9 protein-coding genes are annotated in these 17701 nt (G+C 62.2%); all 9 read right to left on the bottom strand.

The features are described from left to right. Positions 1 to 33: 33 nt before the first annotated feature. Positions 34 to 4605 carry a UDP-forming cellulose synthase catalytic subunit gene (gene bcsA / locus GLX_RS04495; RefSeq protein ID WP_014104835.1) on the bottom strand — a complete coding sequence of 1524 codons (4572 nt, stop codon included), beginning with the start codon at positions 4603 to 4605 and terminating at the stop codon, positions 34 to 36. Between the two features lie 460 nt (positions 4606 to 5065). After that, positions 5066 to 6403, bottom strand: coding sequence for a DEAD/DEAH box helicase (locus GLX_RS04500; protein WP_014104836.1), 1338 nt, complete (start codon positions 6401 to 6403; stop codon positions 5066 to 5068). A gap of 300 nt (positions 6404 to 6703) precedes the next feature. Next, a complete protein-coding gene (gene metW / locus GLX_RS04505; protein WP_014104837.1) occupies positions 6704 to 7309 on the bottom strand; it encodes a methionine biosynthesis protein MetW in 606 nt (201 codons plus the stop codon). Between the two features lie 2 nt (positions 7310 to 7311). After that, entirely contained in the window at positions 7312 to 8481 is a 1170-nt protein-coding gene (gene metX, locus GLX_RS04510; protein ID WP_014104838.1) for a homoserine O-acetyltransferase MetX, read from the bottom strand. A 108-nt stretch (positions 8482 to 8589) separates the two neighbouring features. After that, positions 8590 to 12024: a DNA polymerase III subunit alpha gene (gene dnaE, locus GLX_RS04515; RefSeq protein WP_014104839.1), complete on the bottom strand. Its 3435-nt coding sequence runs from the start codon at positions 12022 to 12024 to the stop codon at positions 8590 to 8592. 163 nt (positions 12025 to 12187) lie between these two features. After that, on the bottom strand, positions 12188 to 12892 hold the full coding sequence (locus GLX_RS04520) for an ABC transporter ATP-binding protein (RefSeq protein WP_014104840.1): 705 nt from the start codon (positions 12890 to 12892) through the stop codon (positions 12188 to 12190). Then, positions 12885 to 14129 (bottom strand): lipoprotein-releasing ABC transporter permease subunit, encoded by a 1245-nt coding sequence (locus GLX_RS04525; RefSeq protein ID WP_014104841.1) that lies wholly within the window; start codon positions 14127 to 14129, stop codon positions 12885 to 12887. Before GLX_RS04525 ends, GLX_RS04520 begins: the two co-directional genes overlap by 8 nt. Next, positions 14129 to 15451, bottom strand: a complete 1323-nt coding sequence (gene proS / locus GLX_RS04530) for a proline--tRNA ligase (protein WP_014104842.1) — start codon at positions 15449 to 15451, stop codon at positions 14129 to 14131. The genes GLX_RS04525 and proS overlap by 1 nt, the downstream gene beginning before the upstream one ends. A 385-nt stretch (positions 15452 to 15836) precedes the next feature. After that, positions 15837 to 17480: a ribonuclease J gene (locus GLX_RS04535; RefSeq protein WP_041247179.1), complete on the bottom strand. Its 1644-nt coding sequence runs from the start codon at positions 17478 to 17480 to the stop codon at positions 15837 to 15839. Between the last annotated feature and the right edge of the window lie 221 nt (positions 17481 to 17701).

Raw genomic sequence — 17701 nt, forward strand, 5'->3', positions numbered from 1 at the left:
CTGATCATGGTACGGGACCTGTGCCTGCGGGGGTCAGTGCTTTTCCTCCCGCGCCGTTTCCTCATCCAGCTTCTCCTGGGCCTTTACACGGCGGTGCGCACGCGCACGCAGCCATAGCCACGCACCGGTACCCATCATGGCGGCTCCTATGACACCCAGGATGTACATCACCAACGGATGCCGCGACAGGAACCAATCCAGCCACATCCACCATGGCAGGTGCCCCACGGTATAGGTGGGTGCGGTACGATAGGTGGTAAAACGCTCGCCATTCTTGATTACAAGATCGCCCTGTATGGTGGGCAGCACCTTGGTATCATGCAGGCTGGCGACCAGTTCGTGAATGCGACCCCCATTCTCCCCCAGCAAGGCCAGTACGGAACGGTGGTTTGCATAAGGGGACTGGCTTCCGATCATCAGCGCCGCGTTATGCACCGGCGCATCCAGGTTGGCGCTTACACCATTACGCAGGCCACCACCGTCACGATCCTGAAATATGTACCAGATCCCCTGCAGGCCCGTCTCCTGCCCAACACGGATATGTCCGTCGTCAATCTGGTAAGCCGAGCGCGAAAGCAGGGCGGCCCCCGCCCCCAATTGTCCCACTGGTGCCAGCAGGATCACGTCGCCCTCCGGCGGGGCATGGGCAATGTCTTCCGTCGTGGCAAAATGGATACCTGAGACCGGATACCATGTAACCGACCCGAAAAAACCCATGAGATCAAGATAGGCCCCGATTGTATCGGTATCGGGGGTGGGCGGCAGTACAATCGTCGTCTCCCCCAGATCCGCCATACGGGAGAATGGAAAACCGATTTCAGCAAAATAGGACAGGTTGGGCAGTTCGGTAAAATGCACCCCACGACGGAAATCCAGCACGGAATCGGAATCGATTTCCAGATGCAGGGAACTGGGCGTGCGGCGGCACGCACCGCGGTCAACAGGCCGGGTATCGAACTGGAACTGCAACTCGTTCTGTCCGAACAGGAGCCATGGCGGGATGGCCGTGACATGACCAACCGCGCCCGCATGCTGGGTTACCATCCGTTCGGACCAGGTGTGCCACAGGCTGTTGTTCAGCAGGGAATAGCTCTGGACATAAGTATTGTTGACACTGACATCAAGACGCGAGGCCGCGATATCCACGACCGGGTTGCCCGGCGCTCTTACCCACAGGTCCATAAGGAATGGCAGCCTGTGCCATGTGTACAGGTCCGGTGCCAGATGAAACGGCAGGTGCAGCGTATCGGACGCGAACCCGCCCGCCTGCAGGTCCCCTGCCGTGACCAGTTCACCAAAGCGGACGGGGCGATCCGTCGGAATGAAGGAAGGCGCATCATAGGGCACGCGCGGGCGCAGGCTCACATCCTCCACCTTCATGCTGGACAGATCACCCAACGTATCGGAAGAAAAAACCAGCCTGCGGGCCGCGACTTCCACCTCGGCCGGGTTGCGACCGGTTACTACCAGGATGGTACCCCACTTGTCGTTCGGGTTCGCAATCTCGGACAAGGTGGGGCCTGATGGCTGGGTGCCGTGATCATCCAGCGCAAGCCCGGTTCCAATCTCGATCGCATTGCCCGTATCGGGAAGCGTGCGCGAAACCGGAAAGGTGAGCTGCCGCGTATCGGCCAGCCTGCCAAACCAGGAGGCCACAAGCCCCCCCGCCCTCATGATCTCGGGCACCATCGCACTGCCAGGCAGCACCACGGGCACCCGCATCGCAACCTTCAGGTTGGGATCGAAAAAGGGCGTGGGTAGCCTGCTCAGGCTCCGTACTGGTTCAATGCGGGCTGTGGTCAAGGTTATGGTGGACTGGTCAGATATCTGCGCCCACATTACATCATTATACAGGTCGTTGCAGTCGCGCCTGTATTCACCGGCAAAGCGGAAGTTGAGCTTGCTGTCTCCAGTAAAATAAAGGGGGTCGATGGTAAATTCCAGCGGTCCGAACGTGGGATGGGCCGGGTCTATGCGGATCGTGCCCACATACTGCTCGTTAAGCGTGACAGTAATGGCCGTGGCTTCAGGCAGGAGCGAGGGCGAAATCGCCCCAGCCAGACTCAGCGTGGCATGAGTGACTACGCGATTGGCCGGCACGACCACATCCACACCCTGCAACGGAGAAAAGCCGCGCAACGTAAGCGGCCCCGGATAAGGGTTGAGGTCACGGAACGCGATGGTGCGCGTAATTTCGGTATCGGCCACCCGGTCGGCCAGTTTCTGGTCCAGGATATCGGTGGCGGGCGGAATGTCCCCGCTATTCGTATCCCCCAGCGGGGTCAGATGCGAAACGCCGGTATGGCTGTAACCAGCGGGCATCTGCGCCCGCGCTGGAAAGACCGCCAGCATTGCCCCCACCACCAGCATGACGAGGCCAGTCCCGACCCTGCGGGGCACGGGTGGAATGACCAGGCTTTTCTTTTCCAGCGTTTCTTCCTCGTGCACGCTTTCGCCACTTTCTTCCTGCCCCTTTGACGGGAGGCTCCACAGATAAGGCGGCGAAAACAGGCCACCTATACTTTTAATTACCTGATATATACTGTTCAATGGCCGGTCATTCTTGAAATCCGACCAGTTATTCCAGGCATCGCTGCGCCCAAATACCAGGCTGACGACCTCCCGTTCCTCTTCCATGGTATCAAGCTTCCATTGCAGGTGCAGCCATGAACCGCGCTGCTGTCCAAGAATGCGCGCGGGCACCGCCACCTCAATCCCGTCATCGGGCTTGCTGTAGCGCAGGATGATATCCACCGGGGTCTCGACCTGTTCTGGCAGGTGCAGATTGATGCCCGCACCGCCAAGCGAAATATCGGTGGTATGGGCCTGGAACACCCTGCCATCCTCAAAGCACACCTCAACGGGCAACCGGACCCGGACGCGGGGCTTGTGGCGGATCTGCCGCGTCTCGCGCCCGACAGCAATGGATGCCAGCACCACGATCAGACTTATGGCAATCCACACCGTATTGAGCGCAAAGGACTGGAACGCCAGTTTCTGGTGATACTGGAAAACCATGCCCCACAAACCGCGCACCAGCCCCCCGAACAGGACCAGGGCCATGATTGCATTGGGGTAGACGGCGCTGAAATCAAAATAACCCCGCGCCAGCAATCCGCCCTTGTCGGTCACGTTGAACTTGCCCTTGTGCGGCTGGAGCAGGGTGACGATGGTGATGCGGATAAGAAACAGCGCCAGCGATGTCTCGTAGATCTCGCTCCAGAAGGAATAGCGCCACCGCCCCTCAATGCGCGAGAGGGTCATGATGGAATGGAAGATGTGGGGCAGCGCATAGACCATGATGGCGAAGGGCGAGGCCGCGATGATGTTCTGCCCGAAAAACAGAAACCCCAACGGCGAGACAAGAAAGGTCACGCGCGGGATGGCGAACAGGAAATGCGACATGGCCGACAGGTAGCACAGCCGCTGCTCCCAGCGCAGCCCGCGCCCCAGCAACGGGTTGTCCACCCGCATGATCTGCAACATACCACGTGCCCAGCGCACGCGCTGGCCGATATGCAGGATCAGCCGTTCGGTCGCAAGACCTGCTGCCAGCGGCTGGCACAGATAGGCAGTGCCCCAGCCCTTGCGCTGCATCTTGAGCGCGGTATGCGCATCTTCCGTAACCGTTTCGGTCGCAAAGCCGCCAACGCTGAGCAGGGCGGAGCGGCGGATGGCGGCACACGAACCGCAGAAGAAGGTTGCATCCCAGAAATCATTCCCATCCTGCACCAGGCCATAGAACATGTTGCCCTCAGGCGGTACATCGTAGCCTGCGGCCAGATTGCGCTGGAACGGATCGGGGGAATAGAAATGGTGGGGTGTCTGCAACAAGGCCAACTTGGGATCGGCCCATAACCAGCCAATGGTCTTGATCAGAAAGGAGCGCGTGGGCACATGGTCACAGTCAAAGATGACCACGAACTCCCCCTTGGTAATCCGCATGGCATGGTTGAGGTTACCCGCCTTCGCGTGATTGTTTTCATCGCGGATGATGTAGCCGGCACCGGATTCGACCGCAAAGTCCCGGAAGGCCTTCCGTCGCCCATCATCAAGGATATAGACATTGAGCTTGTCAGCCGGCCAGTGCAGGTCCATCGCGCCGAGCACGGTTGAGCGGACCAGTTCCAGATCCTCGTTGTAGGAGGGCACATACACATCGACAACCGGCCAGTCATCGGGGTTGTCGGGCAGGCAGTGCGGCTTGCGGCCCAGCGGCCATGACATCTGGAAATAGCTCAGGCACAGGGTGGAGAGCGCATAACCTTCCGCTGCAAGCAGGGCAAGCGACATGGCGACCTGCAGCGGGCCATGGAACTCCACCGTGCGGCCCAGCCGCCATATCAGGTAGCGAAAAGAGACAAAGAGCGACAGCATCATGAGGATGCAGGTGACATGCCGCCCCGGCCTGCGGTTGAGGATGAAGAAAAGCGTGACAGTACCGATCGAGATATAGGCCTGCTCGCCCGGTGCAAGGGTAATGTTGCCCACCGACAGGCAGAGTATGGCCCCCCCGATCATCAGCAGCGCGATAAGCCAGCCCTGCCGCCGCGGCGTGGTATCAAGCGCATTCCCGCCCCACTTCAGCCACAATTCCCTGAGCATTTTTCTACAACCAGACTGACCTGAATCAAAACCCGTCAATACGTACAGGCATACAGGCAGTGACACCAGCGGCTTTGTACCGTGGGGCCTGCCGCATGGATGGTTTTTCGTTCCCTATCATGAACGGTATGACCGAACGCCCTTTATCCCCCTTGCCTTCCTGATGGATGCCGACACTAGATGAGCGAATGCTCCAACCGCAAGGCATTATCAGGCGGGTCGATCCATTTTCAGACCGGGGCGCAAAAAGGGGTATCCACATACCCTTTATCGCCCTTTTACCACGGCGGAATATGCAGCAGATAAGACCCCTCCCCATGTAGCGGACCGGTGTCGCAAGAGATGCAGGCTAAACCGCGCACCATGCCCAGGAAAACACAAAGGCACCCGAGCCATCGCCCGGGTGCCTTCTGTCTGTCAGATCCGGCTCGCCAGATGCGAGCAGGCATTCATGCGGAGATCAGACCGCGCGACGGCCCGCACCGCCCGAGCGGCTGCCACCACCGGGGCGGCCACCCCGGCCACCGCCGGGCGGACGACCGCCACCCGCCGGGCGACCGCCACCACCGGGCCTGCCGCCACCGGGCCGACCACCGCCGCCGCCACGGCCCCGACCACCGCCACCCAGCACAGGCGGGCGCATGGTGGAGTTTTCTGCCGCTTCGGAATGATACGGGTGCTCGGACACCACAGGGATGGCCTTGCCAATATTCTTCTCGATATCACGCAGCCAGGCGCGCTGTTCCGCATCGCACAGCGATACGGCCCAACCCTCGCGCCCCGCACGCGCGGTACGGCCAATGCGGTGCACGTAGCTCTCGGGCACGTTGGGCAGATCGTAGTTAAACACGTGGGTCACATCATCCACGTCAATGCCACGGGCCGCGATATCAGTCGCCACCAGCACCTTTACATTACCCGAGCGAAAGCCGGACATGGCCCGCTCGCGCGCACCCTGTGACTTGTTGCCGTGAATCGCTTCAGCCGTAATGCCGTGCTCACTCAGGAAGGCAGCAACCTTGTTGGCTTCATGCTTCATCAGCGTGAACACCACGGCGCGCTCGACCTTGGGGGAGTCAACCAGCAGCTTCAGGGCTTCGCGCTTGTTGGCGGTATCGACAAACATCACTGCCTGGCGGATACGGTCCACCGTGCTGGATGGCGGTGTGACCTGCACGGTAGCCGGGTCACGCAGCAGGCCATGCGCCAGGTCGGAAATGCTCTTGGGCATGGTGGCCGAGAACAGCAGCGTCTGCCGGTCGGTCGGCAGGGCTGCCACAATTTTGCGGATATCGCGCACGAAGCCCATGTCGAGCATGCGGTCGGCTTCATCAAGCACCAGCACCTCAAGCCCGGACAGGTCGACATGCCCCTGACCCATCAGGTCCAGCAGGCGGCCGGGGGCTGCGACCAGAACGTCCACGCCACGGCGCAGGGCCTCGATCTGGCGCCCCTGCCCCACACCACCGAACACCACGGCATGGCTGAAGCGCATGTGACGGGCATAGGATGCAAAGCTTTCCCCGATCTGGGAAGCCAGTTCACGGGTGGGGGCGAGCACCAGGGCGCGCGCGCCCTTGGGGTGGGCACGACCCTTTTCACGGAAAAGACGGTCAAGGATGGGCAGCGCGAAGGCCGCGGTCTTGCCCGTGCCGGTCTGTGCCAGACCCAGCAGGTCACGCCCTTCCAGCAGGTAGGGAATGGCGCCAGCCTGAATGGGGGTGGGCTGGGTGTAGCCTTCCTCGTCCAGTGCACGCAGCAGCGGCTCTGCAAGATGAAGATCGGCAAACGTTGTCATGAATGGCGCCTCCTGGCGCGAAAAAACAGGGCCGCGGGGCCTGCAGCTTACTGCATGCCCAAAGAGCGAACCGACAGACATACCCGAAACCGGCCCTTATATGCACAGGGGCACGTGTTCTGTCGTCGCAAGGATATGATGTAAGGGATAAAAGGCCGGTCCAGTCTGCTTTCAGTCGTGTCCCCCGCGTCAAGGACACGTGCAATCAAACCAGCACAAGGAAACAGGCGCGGTCCGTTCCCGAGCCTGATGCTTTATCGCGTTATCGGGGGGGCCGCAAGCCTTTTATAACACGCCACGCTACGTTCCCTTGCGCCGCAGCAGGAACAGCGCCTGTTCGCCAAACAGGTTGGCCAGCCGGATCGAACGCCGCCACGGTGCGCGCTCACCGTCCTCATCCACGGCCATCCATTGTTCGACCACGTACCCCTCGTCACGGCACAGGGTCAGGAAGTCAAGGATGGTGCACGGGTGGATGTTGGGCGTGTCATACCACGGCGTGCTCCACACGCTGGTCATGGGCATGCGCCCGCGCAGGAGCATCTGCACACGCAGGCGCCAGTGGCCGAAATTGGGGAAGGACACGATGGCATACCGCCCGATGCGCAGCATCTGGCGCAGCACCTCACGCGGGCGCTCGACCGCCTGCAACGTGCGCTGGAGGACCACGTAATCAAAGGCATTGTCGGGGTAATGCACCAGGTCATGGTCCGCATCGCCATGCATGACCGGCAGGCCGTGGGCGACGGAGCGCGTGACCTCGCGCATGTCGATCTCGATGCCACGGGCATCGCAGCCACTGGTACGGAACAGGTAGTCCAGCAGCGCGCCATCCCCGCTGCCAACATCGAGCACGCGGGTACGGGGGCGGATCATCCCGGCAATCAGGCGCTGGTCAAGCCGCATGGTCAGGCAATCCCGGCATGTTCGGCGGCCCCGCACAGGAAACCGCGGATGGTTCGGTCAAAATCCGGCTCATCGAGCAGGAAAGCGTCATGACCCTTGTCGCTATCAATCTCGACAAAGGACACGTTGGCCGCCACCCGGTTGAGCGCGCGCGCCACAAGGCGCGCCTGCGATGTGGGGAACAGCCAGTCGGACGAGAACGAGACAATGCAGAACCGCGTGCGCGTGCCCGCGAACGGGCGCGACATGTCCCCCTCATGCTCGGCACCGAGGTCGAAATAATCCATGGCACGGGTGATGGTCAGGTAGGAATTGGCATCAAAGCGCCGCACAAAGGTCGAACCCTGGTGGCGCAGGTAGCTTTCCACCTCGAACATCTCACCAAACAGCGATCCCGGCTCCCCTGCTGCGCTGCGCCCGGCGGCATGACGCACGCGACGGCCGAACTTGCGGGTCAGCGCGGCCTCGGACAGATAGGTGATGTGCGCCATCATGCGCGCGACCGCGAGGCCCCGGGCCGGGATCTCGTTACATTCCCAGTAGCGGCCACCATGCCATTGCGGATCGGCGAAGATGGCCTGCCGGCTGACTTCATTGAACGCGATGTTCTGGGCGGAATGGAAGGGCGATGTGGCGATCGGCATGGCCGCGAACACGCATTGGGGGTAAGTCGCGGTCCATTCCAACACCTGCATGCCCCCCATGGAGCCGCCAACCACCGCCAGCAGGCGTTCGATGCCCATGTGTTCCACCAGCAGTTTCTGGGTACGGACCATGTCGCGGATGGTGATGGGGGGGAAGTCGGTGCCCCATGGCTCGGTCGCCCCGTCTTCGCGCACACGCAGGCTGCGCGGGCCGGTCGTACCCATGCAGCCACCCAGCACGTTGACGCAGATTACGAAAAAGCGATCCGTATCAATAGGCAGGCCGGGCCCGACCATGCGGCTCCACCAACCGGGCTTGCCAGTCAGCGGGTGGGTGTCGGCCACATACTGGTCGCCCGTCAGGGCATGACAGACCACAATGGCGTTATCGCGCGCGGGTGAGAGGGTACCATACGTACGGTACGCCACATCCACCGGCGCCAGGTGGAAGCCGCAGTCAAGGCGCAATCCATCGGGAAAGGTGACAGTCTGGTGCGACAGGCTGGTCTCGGGCTTGGTCTGGTCCATTCTGTATCCGGCATGGCGTAGACAGGGACGAAAAAAACGCAGGCCATGCGTATGACACCCCAGCCATGGACTTGCAAGCTTCATGCAACAACGGGCGCGTGTCTGTGCTCAGAACTGCTCCACCTTGCCAACACCTTCGATCGCCTTGATCATCTGGGCCACGCGCGGGGTCACGCGGTAGCGCTCGGCCAAAGTCAGTTCCACATCCCGCGTTTCCGTAACCGACGGCAACAAGATGACCCGCCCCCGCCCTGCCCCGTGGCCGTGCAGCACATCACGGATCGGCTCCAGTGCTTCCGCGCGGTCGAACCATATGCGCATCTCGGCTGCGGCCTCGGCGGCCGCCTGTTCCAGTTCCATCACGTCGGATGCGGTAATGCGCAGGGCCTCGCCCTCCAGCTTCAGGTCCGCCGTTACCACCACGGCATTACCCGCCACCAGTATTTCACGCGCCCGCGACAGCACTTCGGAAAAGAACGTGATCTCGCACCCGCCCGATGCATCGGACAGCCGCACCCACGCCATCTTGTTGCCCGTGCGCGTGGGGCGTTCCTTGCGATCCACCACGCAACCCGCGATCTTGACGCGCACGATCCCCGCCTGTGCCGCCGCCTCCAGCCCCGTGGCCCGCACCGCACCCAGCCTGCGCATGAGCGGGCCGTAGGAATCCAGCGGGTGACCGGTCAGGTGGAAGCCTATGGCGTCAGCCTCCATGTTCAGGCGCTCGAACTCCGGCCAGTCGGCCACGCGCGGCAGGCGCAGCGGCTCGCGCTGGGCGGGCCCGTCGCCACCGCCGCCAAACAGGCCGATCTGGCCACTGGCCGCCTGCTGGGCATTGGCCTGTGCACGGCGCATAACCGTCTCGGCCGCGGCGCAGGCACGGGCACGGTTGGGCAGAATGGTGTCGAACGCACCCGCGCGCGCCAGATTTTCAAGCTGCATCTTGTTGACCTGCCGGGGGTCAAGACGGGCGGCCAGGTCCTCAAGGTCGGTAAAGGGCCGGTCGCCGCGCACCGCCACCAGCGATTGCATGGCCCCCAGCCCCACCTTTTTTACCGCCGCCAGCGCGTAACGGATGCCGTAGGTCTTGCCATCGGGCATCTTTTCCACGGTAAAATCAGCACCCGATGCATTGATGTCGGGCGGCAGCAGAGGAATGCCCAGCCGGTCGGCCTCCTGCCGCAGGCCGGCCAGCTTGTCGGTCTTTTCACGCGCAAGCGACATGCACGCGGCAATAAAGGGCACCGGGTGGTTCGCCTTCATCCACGCCGTCTGGTACGAAACCAGCGCGTAGGCTGCGGCATGGGATTTGTTGAACCCGTAATCGGCAAACTTGGCCATGAGGTCGAACACCTCGGCAGCCTTTTCACGCTCGATCCCGCGCTTCATTGCCCCTTCGGTAAAGATTTCGCGCTGGCGGTCCATCTCGGCACGGATCTTCTTGCCCATGGCACGCCGCAGCAGGTCGGCCCCACCCAGGCTGTAGCCCGCCATTTTCTGGGCAATCTGCATGACCTGTTCCTGATAGACCATGATGCCGTAGGTCTCTTCCAGGATATCGCGAATTTCCTCGTGCGGCGGCTCCCATGCCTCGCCATGCTTACGGCGGCAATAATCGGGAATGTTGGCCATGGGGCCGGGGCGGTACAGCGCCACGGCGGCAATCAGGTCTTCCAGCCGGGTCGGGCGCATCTGCTTGAGCACGTCGCGCATGCCCGCACCTTCAAACTGGAACACGCCGCCTGTGTCGCCGCGGGCCAGCATCTCGTAGGTCAGCGCGTCATCCAGCGGCAGGACGGACAGGTCCACCTCCACCCCCATGCCGTGCAGGAACTGCACCGCGCGCTGCAGGATGGTCAGCGTGGTCAGACCAAGGAAGTCGAACTTGACCAGCCCCGCCTGCTCCACAAACTTCATATTGTACTGCGTAACCAGCATGTCGCTCTTGGGGTCACGGTACAGCGGCACCAGTTCCACCAGTTCGCGGTCCCCGATCACAACACCTGCGGCGTGGGTACTGGCGTGGCGGAACAGCCCCTCAAGCTGCTGGCCGATTTCCATCAGCCGACGGATGGCCTCATCCTCATCGCGCATTTCCTGCAGGCGCGGCTCCCCCTCGATCGCCTGTTTCAAGGTGACGGGCTGAGCGGGGTTGTTGGGGATCAGTTCGGCCACGCGGTTGACCATGCCAAATGGCAGGCCCAGCACGCGCCCCACGTCACGCACTGCGGCACGCGCCTGCAGCTTACCGAACGTGATGATCTGGGCCACCCGGTCCGCACCATATTCATTGCGGACGTAGCGGATCACCTCATCGCGCCGGTCCTGACAGAAATCGATGTCGAAATCGGGCATTGACACGCGTTCGGGGTTCAAGAACCGCTCGAACAGCAGGTTGAAGGGAATGGGGTCGATATCGGTAATGGTCAGCGCCCACGCCGCCAGCGAGCCCGCACCCGAGCCACGGCCCGGCCCTACGGGGATATCATGTTCCTTGGCCCACTGGATGAAGTCGGCCACGATCATGAAATAGCCGGGAAAGCCCATGTTCGCGATGATATCGAGTTCAAACGCCAGTCGTTCCTCGTATTTCCGGCGCGTCTCATCATCCACTGTCATGCGCGACAGGCGGTGGGCCAAGCCGGTCTGCGCCATGTTGCGCAGGGTCTCATCTTCCGTCTTGCCGGGCTGTACCTTGGGGCACATGGGCAGCAGCGGCTTGCATGTCTCGACCTTGATCGCGCACAGGCGCGCGATCTCCAGCGTGTTGTCACAGGCTTCGGGCAGGTCGGCAAACAGTTCGCGCATGACCTCGGCGGGCTTGAACCAGTGCTCCGGCGTGACGCGCCAGCGGTCACGCTCGGCCATGGTCCGGCCCTGCGCTATGCACAGCAGCGCGTCATGCGCCTCGTACATATCCGGTTTTGGGAAGAAACATTCATTGGTGGCCACCAGCGGCAGGCCCATGCGGTCGGCCATGGCAATCATGCCCGGTTCCACCGCGCGCTCGGCCGCCTGGCCGTGGCGGTGCAGTTCGACTGCCATGTAGCGACCATAGGCTTCGTGCAGGCGCTCCATGAAGCGGGTGGCCTCGCGCTCCTGCCCTTCCGCCAGCATGTGGAACAGTGGGCCACGGCTGCCGCCGGTCAGCAGGAACAGACCGCCCGCACGCTCGCACAAAAGGTCCAGCGTGACAGTCGGCTCATCGGTCACGTTCTGCAGGAACCCGGCCGAAGAGAGGAACTGCAGGTTGGCCAGTCCCTCCGCATTGCGCGCCAACAGCGCTACATGTTCGGCGGGCATACCGGGCTTGTCGCTACGCGCGGGCAGGCCAAGCTGGCAGCCAATGATGGGCTGCACGCCCTTCTTGGCGCAGTATTGCGAGAACTCCAGCGCACCGAACATGTTGCCGGTATCGGTTATGGCCACGGCGGGCATGCGCATGTCATGCGCTAGCGCCACCAGTTCGGGCACGCGAATGGCCCCCTGGCTCAGGGAATAGGCGGAGTGAACCCGAAGGTGGACAAAATCGGCATGGGACATGGGGGCATCCTACCCCACACCGCACCTGATTCGCACGCCCCCGCGCAGACCCTGCCAGCCCTGAAAAACAATAAAAGTTTCCGGGTGCTGTCTTTTTTTAAAAAGGCAGCACCTTTCGAAGCTTTTTGGCAGAAAGCTTTACCAAAAACTTCCTGTCGTTTTTTCAGGTAGCCGGTGCCAGTGCCACCACAAGCCCATCGCGCAGGGTAACAATGCGGTCCATGCGACGGGCAAGGTCCATGTTGTGGGTGGCGATCAGGGCGGCCACGCCATGGGCGCGCACGGTTTGCAGCAGGGCGTCGAACACGGCATCCGATGTATGCACATCCAGGTTGCCCGTCGGTTCATCGGCCAGCAGCACCTGCGGGCGGTTGGCCAGTGCGCGCGCAATGGCCACGCGCTGCTTCTCCCCACCCGAAAGCTTGCCCGGCAGGTGATCCAGCCGGTGTGCAAGGCCAAAGGTCGCCAGCAGTTCATCCGCCCGCGTACGGGCCGCCTTGCGCGCGACGCCCGCGATCATCTGTGGCAGCATGACATTCTCGCGCGCCGTGAATTCGGCCAGCAGATGATGGAACTGGTAGACAAACCCGATCCGCTCACGCCTGATCTGGGTGCGCTGGGCATCCGTCAGCGCACCGGCATCCTGCCCCGCCAGCATGACACAGCCCGCATCGGGCTTTTCCAGCAGCCCCGCCAGATGCAGCAGCGTGGACTTGCCCGTGCCCGAAGGGGCGACAAGAGCCACGATCTCGCCTGGGTGGAGCGTCAGGTCAGCACCGCGCAGCACATCAAGCGTTTCCTCGCCACTTATGTAGCGGCGTGCCACGCCATCCATGCGCAGCGGTGCGGCACTCTGGGTCTCATTCATGGCGCAGGGCCTCCACCGGATCGGTTTTCGCTGCCCGCCATGAAGGATAGAGCGTTGCGAGCAGCGACAGCACCAGCGCCATCACAATCACTTCAATGACCTGCGACCAGATCAGCTTGGAGGGCAGATGTTCAAGGTAATAGACCTCGGAATTGAACAGATCGGTGCCGGTAATGCGCTGAAGCAACTGACGGATATGCTCGATATTCAGGCAGAATACGATGCCCAGCCCCGTACCCACGAATGTGCCCGTCACCCCCACCGAGGCCCCGCACATGAGGAAGATGCGCATGATCGCCCCGCGCGTTGCCCCCAGCGTACGCAGCACGGCAATATCGGCGCTCTTGTCCTTCACCATCATGATCAGCGATGAGATCACGTTGAACGCGGCGACAAGGATGATGAGCGTCAGGATCAGGAACATCACGTTCTGTTCCACCTGCACCGCGCCAAAGAAGGCGTTGTTGCTCTGGGTCCAGTCCATGACCCGGACTTCGCCATCCATGGCCTTCTCGATCCCCTGACGGACCGGGATCACATTTTCCGCATCGCGGGTCATGACCTGCACCTGCGTCACCTGCCCCGGCATCTGGAAATAGACCTGGGCTGCATGCAGCGGCAGGAAAACATAGCTGGCATTGTATTCATTCATGCCCGCATCAAAGATCGCCACCACGCGGTAGGCCCGCACGCGCGGCATGGTGCCAAACGCGGTGGCCGCCCCCTGCGGCGAGACGAGCGTAAGCCTGCCCCCCACGGTCAGGCCCGCACGCTCGGCCAGCGTGGTGCCAACGACTATGGTGTCATCGGCGCCAAAATCATCCAGCGAACCCGCAACAAGGTTGGTGCTGATCTCATGCAGGTCGAGCAGGTCGGTGCGCGTCATGCCGCGCACAAGGCCGCCCGCGTTGTAGCTGCCAGAATTGAGCAGTACCTGCGATTCCACCAGAGGGGCCGCCGAGACCACGCCGGGCACCCTGCGCACCCGGCCCGCCACATCATCGTAATCGGTGAGGGTGCGGGTCAGGCCATACACGCTCAGATCACCATTCAGGCCAAGGATGCGCCCCAGCAGGTCGGCCTTGAACCCGTTCATGACCGACATCACGATAATCAAGGTCGCAACCCCCAGCGCGATCCCCACAAGCGAGAAGATCGCGATGACGGACACGAACCGCTCCCCGCGCCGGGCATGCAGGTAACGCCCGGCGACCATCCGCTCGAAGGGACCGAACATCAGCAGCCCGTTTTCTGGATAAGGGCTAACGCCCCTTCCACCGTCTCTTCGGTGCGTTCGCCAGTACGGCGGTTCTTGACCTCGACCTTGCCTTCCTTGGCACCACGCGGGCCGACAATCAACTGCCACGGATGGCCCAGCAGGTCGGCATCGGCAAACTTGGCACCCGCGCGCTCGGCACGGTCATCATACAGCAGGTGGCCGGGGGCTGCGGCATAAAGCTGCTCACAGATGGCATCGCACTGCGTATCACCATTTTTGAGGTTGATGATGACGGCGCGGAAGGGGGCTACCGATTCCGGCCAGATGATGCCGTTCTCATCATGGCTGGCCTCGATGATGGCCGCGACAAGGCGGGAGACACCAATGCCATACGACCCCATCTCCGGGTGCAGCGGCGCGCCATCGGGGCCGCTGACCGCGATGTCCATCGACTGGGTATATTTACGCCCGAAGTTGAAGATATGCCCGACTTCGATGCCCCTGCCCTCGCGCCGGCGTTCGGCTGGCACGCTGGCCCATGCTGCCTCGTCATGCATTTCGTCTGTTGCTGCGTAGAAGGAGGTCAGGTGGGTAAAGAACGCCCCCAGCGCGTCGCGGTCATTCACATCAATGTTTTCGCCCACCCAGTCCTGTTCCTCCAGCGCGCTGTCAAAGAACACGCCGCTCTCCCCCGTGGGGGCGAGGATCAGGAATTCATGGCTCAGCTCGCCACCGATCGGTCCGGTATCGGCCCGCATGGGGATCGCGCGCACGCCCAGGCGCTGGAAGGTGCGCAGGTAGGACAGCATCATGCGCCGGTAGGTATCGACCGCCGCCGCGTGGTCCAGATCGAAGCTGTAGGCGTCCTTCATGTAGAACTCGCGCCCGCGCATCACGCCAAAGCGGGGGCGGACCTCGTCACGGAACTTCCACTGGATCTGGTAGAGCACCTGCGGCAGTTCCTTGTAGGACTTGATGGCCTGGCCAAACAGGTCGGTCACCATTTCCTCGTTGGTGGGGCCGAACAGCATGTCGCGCTCGTGACGGTCCTGGATACGCAGCATTTCGGGGCCATAGGCATCGTACCGGCCCGAACGCTTCCACAGATCAGCCGACTGCATGGTGGGCATGAGCAGTTCCTGGGCGCCGATGGCATCCTGCTCCTGGCGGACGATATTGGCGATATTGCGCAGGACCCGCAGCCCCGTTGGCAGCCAGGCATAAATTCCCGCCGCTGTCTGCCGGATCATACCCGCACGCAGCATGAGCCGGTGCGAGGTGATCTGGGCTTCACTCGGGTTTTCCTTGAGAGTGGGGAGAAAGCTGCGGGACAGACGCATAGCCGTATGAACCTTGAGTATAAGGGAGCCGATAACGCTGCGGACCCTAAACCAATCCCGACGCCCGTGGAATGGTCATGTTTACTCTCCATCCGCACGCAACACCGAAGCGTGATGCCCGAAGCCCGCTACTGCGTAAACATCCGCGTGAGGAGGCATGGCCTTCCTCCCCGGCCGGACCTATGGTGCACAGGCCGATCTGGCCACATGAACGATGCCGGGTTTAGGGAAAACGTACCAAAAAAAATGGCAGGAAACGGATCAACCGTTCCCTGCCATAATTATTTTTCAAAGAGCTTTCCGGTGAATCTTTTGCGGAAACGCTTCATGGAACGCCGCCTTTTTTAAAAAGGCGGTACCCGAAAACTTTTATCCGTTACCCGCTTCAGACGCGCAGCAAGTGCACATCCACCTGCGGGCGCTTCTGCAGCTTGCGGCCCAGGGCGCGGCGCAGGGCGGTTTTTGCCGCCTCGCGGAAGGTGGCGTCATTGGCGCGCAGTTCATCAGGAATTTCATCCAGCGCGTTGCCAAATTCTTCCGTAACCCGCTGCGTCTCGGGGTCTTCCATATCCAGCAGGCCCGGCGCGCTGACCTTGGGGTCACCGATCAGGTAGCCTTCATCATCTACCGCAAAGCTGCCCAGCACCATGCCGTTGAACAGCATGCGCCGGCGCGCAGCCAGCACGCCGCCATTCATGGGCAGGATACGCCCGCCATCAAGCACCAGCCGCCCGGTGGGTGCGGTATCGCCAATTTCCACGCCATCGGAACGGATATCAAGGATATCGCCATCTTCCAGCAGCACTGGCTCGATATCGAGTTCCTGCGCAATGGCGGCATTGGCGGTCAGGTGACGCCACTCGCCATGCACCGGGATCAGGAAACGCGGACGCACAAGGTCATACAGCTTACGCACGTCGCCCCCCGTGGCGTGGCCCGACACATGCACAAGGTGGTCCTTGTCGGTAATCACGCGCACGCCGCGCCGGGTCAGGTTGTCCTGCACCTGAATCACGGCCTGCTCGTTACCGGGGATCATGCGACTGCTGTAGATGACCGTATCGCCTTCCCCCAGCGAGATGTTGGGGTGGGTGTCGGATGCAATGCGTGACAGAGCGGAGCGCGGCTCCCCCTGGCTTCCGGTCACGATCAGCAGAATCTGGCCATCGGGCACGGAATTGGCGTCCTGCTCGGACAGGAACTGCGGCACATCGGACAGGTAGCCACACTCACGCGCCGCGACTTCCAGATTGCGCAGGCTGCGCCCCACCACGGCCACCCGGCGGCCAGCGGCCTGTGCTGCCTTGGCCAGCGTTTCCACGCGGGCGACGTTACTGGCAAAGCAGGTGACCGCGATCCGCCCCTCAAGGGAGGCGATTAGGCGGGTCATCTCGCGCCGTACGTCGGCTTCGGATGCGGAAGGGCCTTCAGTGCGCACATTGGTGCTGTCGCACACCATGGCCAGCACGCCTTCGCGCCCCAGTGCGGCAAAGGTTTCAAGATCAGTGGGGGGGCCGACCTGCGGGTCGGGATCAATCTTCCAATCACCGGTGTGGACGATAATGCCCTGCGGCGTGCGCAGCACCAGCGACTGGGATTCGGGCACCGAATGGGTCACGGACACGAAGCGCAGGTCGAATGGCCCAACCGTAAAGGCGCTGCCCGGCGCCACGACGTGGATCGGCACCTGCTGGACCAGTCCTGCCTCCCCCAGTTTGCGGCGCAGCACGGCGGCGGCAAACGGGGTGACATAGACCGGGCAGCCAAGCTGCGGCCACAGGTGGGCGATCGCCCCCAGATGGTCCTCATGCGCATGGGTGACCACAAGGCCCGCCAGCGCCTTGCGGCGTTCGGCAATGAACACCGGGTCGGGCAGGATAATCTCGGCTTCCGGCGTGTCGTTGCCGCTGAAGCCAATACCGCAATCCACCGCAAGCCATGTCTCGCCCTGCCGGTACAGGTTGAGATTCATGCCAATTTCGCCGGTTCCGCCTAGTGGAAGAAATGAAACGCCTGTTACATCATTCATAAATAAAACCTGTTTCCAGTTACCAAGGTTTGGATGCGTTTTAAAAAAGGGCCCGGAACGCCTGTTCCGTACCGGTTCGTCTGCCTGGATGTCAGCCCGATCGGGGCCAAAATTCCGCGTTCTTCCAGCCTGATGCTGGGGCATGTGGGCTGCCTGCACGGTGGAGCGCTGTCTTTTCTCCCGCCCCCTATATGGGGCCTGCTTGCGGGAGAAGCCGCTCG

The organism is Komagataeibacter medellinensis NBRC 3288 (assembly GCF_000182745.2).
In the GTDB taxonomy this organism is placed as follows: Bacteria; Pseudomonadota; Alphaproteobacteria; order Acetobacterales; family Acetobacteraceae; genus Komagataeibacter; species Komagataeibacter medellinensis.